Here is an 8,240-nt window from a genome sequence, read left to right on the forward strand (position 1 = left end):
GCACATGCCGGGCGCGAGGCTGGTGGCTTCGCCGCGGACGAGGTTGACGGGTTCGTGGCCGTCCATGCCGATGCCGTGGCCGGTGCGGTGCGACAGGCCGGGGAGCCGGTAGTCGGGGCCGTAGCCCCAGCCGGCGTAAAGGCGGCGCACCGCATCGTCGACCGCGCCCGCCTCGACGCCGAGCCGGGCGGTGCGGAAGGCGAGTTGCTGACCCTGTGCAACCTGGTCCCACACCTTTCGCTGCTCCGCCGTAGCGGCGCCGTGCACCCAGGTGCGCGACACGTCCGACTGGTAGCCGTGGACCGCGCAGCCACAGTCCATCAGCACCACGTTCCCTTCGGCAACGCGGTGGACCTGCTTGCTGCCGTGCGGATAGGCGCTCGCCTCGCCGACCAAAGCCATCGAGAACTCCGGCGCGCCGCCGAGCCTGCGGGTGGCGGCGGACATCAGCGCGCCGATTTGGGTGCCGGTCATGCCCTTCTCGACGCGCGGGTGGAGCCAGCGATAGGCGGCGATCGTGACGTCCGTGGCGGCCTGCATCAGCGCAATCTCGGCCGGGGACTTGATCATGCGGCAGCCGCGGACGACCGGGTTGGCGGAGACGAGCCGCGCCTCGGGGAGCACGCGGCGCAGGCCATCGAAGGCGAAGAAGCGCGCGGTCTCCTCGATGCCGATCGTGCCGGTGAGGCGGCGGTCCTTGAGGAAGCCGGCGACGGTGGCGAGCGGGTCGCCATCCTCCTGCCAGGTGCGCACCTCGGCGGGCACGGCAAGCGTCTCGCGGACGGACGGCTCCTCGAAGAAGGGGGTGACAATGCAGGGCTCGCCCTCGCGCGGGAGGATCGCGGCGGTGAGCCGCTCGGAGCGCCACCAGACCACGCCGGTGAAGTAGAGGAGGCTGGAGCCGGGCTCGATCAGGACGGCGGCGATGTCGTGCTGCCGCATCAGCGCCTGGGCGCGGGACAGGCGACGGGCGCGCTCCGCCGCGTCGATCTGGCGGGTGGCGGTCGTCAGGTCGCGCAAGCCCGCGAGGTCCGGCTCGGCGGCGCGGAGGAGGCTGGCGACGGGGAGCGCGGCGGCGGCGGCAAGGAGCGAGCGGCGAGAAGGTTGATGGAGCACGCCGCACGTTAGGGTCCTTGACCTGCGCGCCGCAATCCCGTTGACCTGCCACGCCTCCTCCCCGTTTGCGCTGAGCTTGTCGAAGCGCTGCCCTTTCTTCCGTCGCGGGGATCGAAGAAGGACAGGGCTTCGACAAGCTCAGCCCGAACGGGGTTCGGGGAGGCGACACCAGCCCCGGAGTATGCATGGGCAAGCGCCTGACCACCTTTATCCTGATCGGCCTCGTCCTCGGGCTGGTCGTCGGCCTGTCGCTCAACGCGGCGCTGGACGCAGGAACGCCCGAGAGCGCGGCGCTCTTGAAGGAGATCGCGGGCTATTTCCAGATCGTCACCGCGCTGTTCCTGCGGCTGATCAAGATGATCATCGCGCCCTTGGTGTTCGGCACCCTGGTCTCCGGCATCGTCCAGATGGGCGACACCCAGGCGCTGGGGCGGATCGGGGCGCGGGCGCTGGGGTGGTTCATCACCGCCAGCCTGCTGTCGCTGGGGCTCGGCCTGCTGATGGTCAATCTGTTCGATCCGGGCGTGGGGGTGAACCTGCCCCTGCCCGCCGCCACCGCGGCGAGCGGGATCGAGACGGGCGCGTTCAACCTGCACGACTTCGTCACCCACATCGTCCCCGCCTCGATGATCGACGCGATGGCCAAGAACGAGGTGCTGCAGATCGTGGTGCTCTCGCTGTTCGTCGGCATCGCGATCACCGCGGTGGGCGAGGAGGCGCGGCCGCTGGCGCGCGCGGTGGAGGCGCTGGTGCCGGTGATGCTGCGGATCACCGATTATGTGATGCGTGTCGCGCCGATCGCGGTGTTCGCGGCGGTGGCGGCGACTTTGGTGGAGCGGGGGCCGCGCGTGATCGGTCAGCTCGCCTATTTCATGGGCAGCTTCTACGCGGCTTTGCTGGTGCTGTGGGCGATCCTGCTGGCAGTGGGCACGATCTTTATCGGCGGGCGCATCCGCGAGTTGGTGCGCCACGTCCGCGAGCCGCTTCTGGTCGCCTTCTCCACCGCCTCGTCGGAGGCGGCCTATCCGCGCATGCTGGAGGCGCTGGACAAGTTCGGCGTGCCGCCGCGAATCGCCAGCTTCGTGCTGCCGCTCGGCTATTCGTTCAACCTGGACGGGTCGATGATGTATTCCACCTTCGCGGCACTGTTCATCGCTCAAGCCTACGGCATCGAGCTGGACCTGGGCACGCAGGTGACCATGCTGCTGGTGCTGATGGTAACCAGCAAGGGCATCGCGGCGGTGCCGCGCGCGAGCCTCGTGGTGATCGCGGCGACGCTGCCGATGTTCGACATCCCCGAGGCGGGCCTGCTGCTGGTGCTGGCGGTGGACCACTTCCTCGACATGGGCCGCACCGCCACCAACGTGATCGGCAATGCGGTGGCGAGCGCGGTGGTGGCGAAGTGGGAGGGCGGATTCGATCGACCGGAGCCGGTCGTCACGGAGCCGCCGGCGGCGCCCGGACTGGGCGAGCCGCCGGCGGAGAGTTTCCGCTAGCTCAGGCGAACAGCTTCGCCGCGGTGGTGGCAACGCGGCGGCCGAGATAGCGGGCGCCTTCCAGCTCGTCCGCATCGGGCTGGCGGCTGCCGTCCGAATGGGCGATGGTGGTGGCGCCATACGGCGCGCCGCCGCGGACCTTGTCGACGCCCATCTGCCCGGCGAAGCCATAGTCGAGCCCGACAATGGTCATGCCGAAGTGCAGCAGGTTGGTCAGCGTGGAGAAGAGGGTAGTCTCCTGCCCGCCGTGCTGAGACGCGGTCGAGGTGAAGGCTGCACCCACCTTGCCGTTGAGCGCACCGCGCGCCCACAGGCCACCGGCGGTGTCCCAGAACGCCGCCATCTGGCTGGGCATGCGACCGAAGCGGGTCGGCGCGCCGACGACGATCGCGTCATAGCCGGCCAACACTTCGGGACTCTCGATCACCGGATGCGCGGTGTCGGTCTTGAACCCGGCACCCTTCACCACCGCCTCGGGCGCAGTTTCGGCGACGCGGCGGATGTCCACCTCGGCACCCGCGGCACGCGCGCCTTCGGCAACGGCATCGGCCATCTGCTCGACATGGCCGTAGGACGAATAATAGAGGACGAGAACCTTGGTCATGGTTTTCCCTTTCTGAGTTTATTCGGCGTCGACGAGGACGATCTCGGCATCCTCGACCGCGACGATCTCGAACGCGGAGCCGCCGGTCAGGGCAACGCCATCACGTGCCGCGATCGCCTCGCCATCGATGGTGAGGCGGCCGATGGCGGGGACGAGATAGGCGTGGCGGCCTTCGGCGAGGTCGAGCGTCACCCGCTCGCCCGCCTTGAGCGTCGCGCCCATCACCCGCGCATCGGCGCGGATCGGCAGCGCGTCGGCGTCCTCGGCATAGCCGCTCGCCAGCGTCACGAAGCGACCAGAGCGATCACCCTTCGGAAAGGGCTTGGCGCCCCAGCTCGGCGCACCGCCCTTGCTGCGCGGCTCGATCCAGATCTGGAAGAGCGTGGTGGGCACGTCCTCCAGGTTGTATTCCGCATGGCGAACGCCCGAGCCGGCGCTCATTACCTGGACATCGCCGGCGCCGGTGCGGCCGGTGTTGCCCATTGAATCCTGATGCGTGATCGCGCCGGTGCGGACATAGGTGACGATCTCCATGTCGCGGTGGGGATGCGGCGGGAAGCCGTTCTGCGGCGCGATCGTGTCGTCGTTCCACACGCGGATCGCCCCCCAGTTCATCCGGGCGGGATCATAGTAATTGGCGAAGCTGAAGTGGTGTCGCGCATCCAGCCAGCCATGATCGGCATGGCCGAGGGTGGCAAAGGGGCGGCGATCGATGCGGATGCGAGTGTCGGTCATGATGGGGACCTTTCGGTGTGTTGCCGCCAATGTAGGAAGGGTGGGACGCGCGTAAACGGAAACGATTGAAACGGATCGTTTCGGTGGATACTGGGGCGAAAGGGAGATATTGGAATGCGCCTGCCGGATCTCGAAGCCTGGGCGATCTTTGCGGAAGTGGCGGAGCACCGCTCCTTCAGCGCCGCGGCCGAGGCGATCGGGCTGAGCAAGGCGACAGTGTCGAAAGCAGTGTCGCGGCTGGAGGCGCAGCTCGGCCAATCGCTGTTCCACCGCACCTCGCGTAGATTGGCGCTGACCGAGGCTGGTCGGCCGCTCGCCGATCATGCCGCTCGCCTGCTGGCGGAGGCGCGCACCGCCGAGGAGATGGCGCGCCACGGCGCAAGCGCCCCGATGGGCCGGGTGCGGTTGGCGGTGCCGATGACCTTCGGGGTGGTCAACGTGGCGCCGCTGCTGCCCGACTTCCTTGCCGCCAATCCGGGAATCGATATCGAGCTTCACTTGTCCGACGCCCGCGTCGACATCGTTGCGGAAGGGTTCGACATCGCGCTGCGCATCGCCGACCTGCCGGACAGTTCGCTACGCGCGCGGCGGCTGTGCAGCATCCAGGTCCATCTCGTCGCTGCCCCATCCTATCTGCAGAGGGCGGGTCGGCCGACCCATGCCGGGCAGCTCGGCGAACATCGACTGCTAGGCTACACCAATGTAGCCGGCCCGTGGCGGTTCAAGGGACCGGACGGCGCGGAGGTTTCGGTGCGCGCCGATGGCCCGCTGGCGGCGAACAGCGGCGACGCGCTGATGCCGACTTTGCTCGCCGGCCTCGGCATCGCGCGCCTGCCCGGCTTCATCCTGGGCGACACGCTGGAAAGCGGGGCGGTGGTGGAGATTCTGCCGGACTGGCGCCCCTCCCCCACCGCGCTCCACCTGCTGACTCCGCCGAGTACCTTGCGTCCGGCGCGCGTGGAGGCGTTGATCGCGTTCCTGACCGAGCGGCTGAAGGATTGAGCGTGCCCCGGCTCGCGCCCGATGACGACGACGCGCGCTTCGTGCGCCGGGCGATCCTGCTGCTGCTGATCGCGGGGCTTGCCGCGGCGCTGTTCAAGGCGGGCGACTACCTGATCCTGGCCTTTGGCTCCGTGCTGGGCGCGATCGTGATCCATGCGGTCGCCGAGGCACTGCGTTCGCACCTGCGGGTGCCCCCGAAGCCGGCGCTCGGCCTGTCGATTGCGCTGATGCTGGCGGTGATCGCGCTGCTGGTCTGGCTGTTCGGGGTGGAGTTCCGCGAGCAGGTCAACGTGCTGGTGACGCGGCTGCCGGGGCTGGCCGAGCAGCTGGCCGCCTATATGGCGCAGTCGCCGGTGGGCGCCAAGATCGCGGATGCGGTGCGCGCCGCCTATGCCGGTAGCCGGATCGCGCAGGACATCGGCGGGATCGTGGAGGGCGCGGGCGAGCTGATCCTCAACGCGCTGCTGGTGCTGGTGGGGGCGATTTTCTTCGCGCTGGACCCGAAGGTGTACGAGCGCGGCGTGCTGCTGCTGCTGCCGCGATCCAAGCGCGCGGTGTTCGAGGACGCCTTTGCCGACGCCGCCTCGACGCTGAAGCTGTGGCTGCGCGCGCAGCTGATCCAGATGACCAGCATGGGCGTGCTGGTCGGGCTGGGCCTGTGGGCATCGGGCGTGCCCTCCGCGGCGGCGCTGGGGCTGCTGACCGGCCTTTCCGAGTTCATCCCCTATGTCGGGCCGCTCGCCGCGATGGTGCCCGCGCTGGGCCTCGCCGCGACCGCCGGGACCGGCCCGCTGGTAAAGGCACTCGTGGTGTTCGCGGTGGTGCGGCTGGTGCAGACCAATCTCGTCACCCCCTATGTCACCAGCCGGGTGATCGCGATCCCGCCCGCGGTGACCCTGTTCGCGATCCTGGCGGTGGGCGCGATCTTCGGATTGTTCGGCCTGTTCTTCTCCGCGGCGCTGCTGGTGGTGATCTTCACGCTTGTACGGAGCCTCTACCTGCGTGACGTGTTGGGGGAGGATGTGCCGATCGCGCGCCACACGACTCTGTTCACGCCGGGCGGCCGGAGGCGCGACTCGCCGGAAAAGCTGGATTAAGTGTCCATTAACCTTTTGCCTTCACATGCAGGATAGTTAATGATTCACGCCGTGAGCCGGCAGGCCGGCCTTGCAACGGGGAATGCTGATGCGCGTGCTGCTGATCGAGGACGAGCCGACGACCGCCAAGGCGATCGAACTGATGCTCACGACCGAAGGCTTCAATGTCTATACTACGGATCTGGGCGAGGAAGGCCTCGATCTCGCCAAGCTGTACGACTACGACATCATCCTCCTCGACCTGAACCTGCCCGACATGCACGGCTATGACGTGCTGAAAAAGGTGCGGGTGGCGCGGATCCAGACGCCGGTGCTGATCCTGTCGGGTGTCAACGAGATGGACTCCAAGGTCCGCTCCTTCGGTTTCGGCGCGGACGATTACGTCACCAAGCCGTTCCATCGCGAGGAACTGGTGGCGCGCATCCATGCGGTGGTGCGCCGATCGAAGGGCCACTCGCAGTCGGTGATCAAGACCGGCAAGCTTTCGGTCAACCTGGACGCCAAGACCGTCGAGGTCGACGGCGCGCGGGTGCACCTGACCGGCAAGGAATATGCGATGCTGGAGCTGCTGTCGCTCCGCAAGGGCACCACGCTGACCAAGGAGATGTTCCTCAACCATCTCTATGGCGGGATGGACGAGCCCGAGCTCAAGATCATCGACGTGTTCATCTGCAAGCTGCGTAAGAAGCTGTCGATGGCGACCGATGGCGAGAATTACATCGAGACGGTGTGGGGCCGCGGCTATGTGCTGCGCGAGCCCGACGAGGTGGCCGCCAAGGTCGCCTGACGGTTCCCGAGAGGGATCACTCCCGGCGTATCGGGGAGAGGGCCGCGGCATCGGGGGGTGTCCGCGGCCCGACTGTTTTGTGGATGGCCAAAGCTGCTTGCCGCGGAAGTTGACACTAACTTGACACCCTCGCGCGCGTTTCGCCGGGCGCGTCGATGCGCGCTCGGCCGAGCGGAGGCATGGCGCGGCCGCATGGACGCGCGGATAGCCGACGATGGAAAAGAGCGGGACCCCTATAGCACGATTCGGCCCTTGTAGGACAGCGCTCAGATGAGGCTGGTCGCGAGATACCACCAGTCGGGATGCGCCAGCGCGACCTCCACCGCAGCGGCGTCGCGGGCAACGGGGGTGGCGTAGAGCGCGAAACAGGTCGCGCCCGAACCGGACATGCGCGCGAGGGTGGCGCCGGTGGCGTCCAGGGTTTCGAGGACATCGCCGACCACGGGGGCGAGGGCGCGGGCGGGCGGTTCGAGATCGTTGCGGCCTTCGCGCCAGTGGCCGGGGTCGAGCGGGCCGCGGTCGATGCCGTCCCAGGCGGCGAACACCGCCGCGGTGGAGACCGCGACGTTCGGGTTGACCAGCAACGCAGGGATGTCGCCGAGCGCGGCGAGCGGCTGGAGATCGTCGCCGCGACCGGTGCCGAAGGCGGGCCGGCCGAGCAGGCAGGCGGGGACGTCGGCGCCGAGGGTGCGGGCAATCTCGGTGAGCGCGGGCGTGTCCTCGATGCCGTGGAGGTGGGCGAGCGCTTTGAGCGTCGCCGCCGCATCTGCGGAGCCGCCGCCGATGCCGCTGGCGACGGGGAGGTGCTTGGCGAGGTGGATGGCGTGGTGCGCGTCCGGGGCGAAGCGCGCGGTGAAGGCGCGGGCGGCGCAGAGGACGAGGTTGTCTGACGGTTCCGCCTCGCTCCTCCCCGGCGAACGCCGGGGCCCAGTATCGGAGGTTTCGCAACTGGGCCCCGGCGTTCGCCGGGGTGGCGCTTCGGGGGCGGAGAGTTGGTGCGCGAACGGGCCGGTGATTTCGAACGCCTCCTCCTCGGCCAGCTCCACCGTCACCGTGTCACCGTGGCGGGCGAAGGCGAACAGGGTTTCGAGGTCGTGATACCCGTCCGCGCGGCGGCGGCGGACGTGGAGGGCGAGGTTGAGCTTGGCGGGGGCGGGTTCGGCGATGGCCATGGGGTGGGCGTGGCCTGACTCATCCTCCCCTGCAAGGGGAGGTGGCGCGCGGCGCGCGACGGAGGGGTGTCGCCGGTGGCGAGGGTGCGCTGCGGTACAAACCGGGATACCCCTCCGTCAGCCCTGCGGGCTGCCACCTCCCCTTGCAGGGGAGGATTGTCCACGTCTGCTTTCGTCGGTGGGTTCAATCGGTGGTCGCAACGCATCATTCTCGATGGTGAGGAGGGCGTG

The 8,240-nt window shown here is 68.7% G+C and carries 8 protein-coding genes; 4 read left to right on the forward strand and 4 right to left on the reverse strand.

The features are described 5' to 3' along the window. Nucleotides 1–1,116 (reverse strand): M24 family metallopeptidase (locus ACFDTH_RS16190; protein WP_375288595.1); only part of this gene is annotated, 1,116 nt, incomplete at its 3' end. A gap of 185 nt (nucleotides 1,117–1,301) precedes the next feature. Between ACFDTH_RS16190 and ACFDTH_RS16195 the strand changes: the two genes are divergently transcribed. Then, nucleotides 1,302–2,612 (forward strand): dicarboxylate/amino acid:cation symporter, encoded by a 1,311-nt coding sequence (locus tag ACFDTH_RS16195; protein WP_375288596.1) that lies wholly within the window; start codon nucleotides 1,302–1,304, stop codon nucleotides 2,610–2,612. Between the two features lies 1 nt (nucleotide 2,613). On the opposite strand, the gene wrbA is transcribed toward ACFDTH_RS16195, so the two are convergent. Then, entirely contained in the window at nucleotides 2,614–3,216 is a 603-nt protein-coding gene (gene wrbA / locus ACFDTH_RS16200) for an NAD(P)H:quinone oxidoreductase (protein ID WP_375288597.1), read from the reverse strand. Nucleotides 3,217–3,234: 18 nt separating this feature from the next. Then, complete coding sequence (locus ACFDTH_RS16205; RefSeq protein WP_375288598.1) at nucleotides 3,235–3,951, reverse strand: pirin family protein; 717 nt, start codon at nucleotides 3,949–3,951, stop codon at nucleotides 3,235–3,237. A 114-nt stretch (nucleotides 3,952–4,065) separates the two neighbouring features. Between ACFDTH_RS16205 and ACFDTH_RS16210 the strand changes: the two genes are divergently transcribed. From ACFDTH_RS16210 to ctrA, 3 genes are all read left to right on the forward strand, one after another. Continuing rightward, on the forward strand, nucleotides 4,066–4,953 hold the full coding sequence (locus ACFDTH_RS16210; RefSeq protein ID WP_375288599.1) for a LysR substrate-binding domain-containing protein: 888 nt from the start codon (nucleotides 4,066–4,068) through the stop codon (nucleotides 4,951–4,953). Nucleotides 4,954–4,955: 2 nt separating this feature from the next. After that, nucleotides 4,956–6,050 (forward strand): AI-2E family transporter, encoded by a 1,095-nt coding sequence (locus tag ACFDTH_RS16215; RefSeq protein WP_375288600.1) that lies wholly within the window; start codon nucleotides 4,956–4,958, stop codon nucleotides 6,048–6,050. 88 nt (nucleotides 6,051–6,138) lie between these two features. Beyond that, nucleotides 6,139–6,837 carry a response regulator transcription factor CtrA gene (gene ctrA / locus ACFDTH_RS16220; protein WP_375288601.1) on the forward strand — a complete coding sequence of 233 codons (699 nt, stop codon included), beginning with the start codon at nucleotides 6,139–6,141 and terminating at the stop codon, nucleotides 6,835–6,837. A gap of 266 nt (nucleotides 6,838–7,103) precedes the next feature. Here ctrA and ACFDTH_RS16225 read toward each other — a convergent pair whose 3' ends face one another. Next, nucleotides 7,104–8,009: a 4-(cytidine 5'-diphospho)-2-C-methyl-D-erythritol kinase gene (locus ACFDTH_RS16225; RefSeq protein ID WP_375288602.1), complete on the reverse strand. Its 906-nt coding sequence runs from the start codon at nucleotides 8,007–8,009 to the stop codon at nucleotides 7,104–7,106. Nucleotides 8,010–8,240 lie beyond the last annotated feature (231 nt).

Source organism: Sphingomonas sp., assembly GCF_042096255.1.
Taxonomy (GTDB): Bacteria; Pseudomonadota; Alphaproteobacteria; order Sphingomonadales; family Sphingomonadaceae; genus Sphingomonas.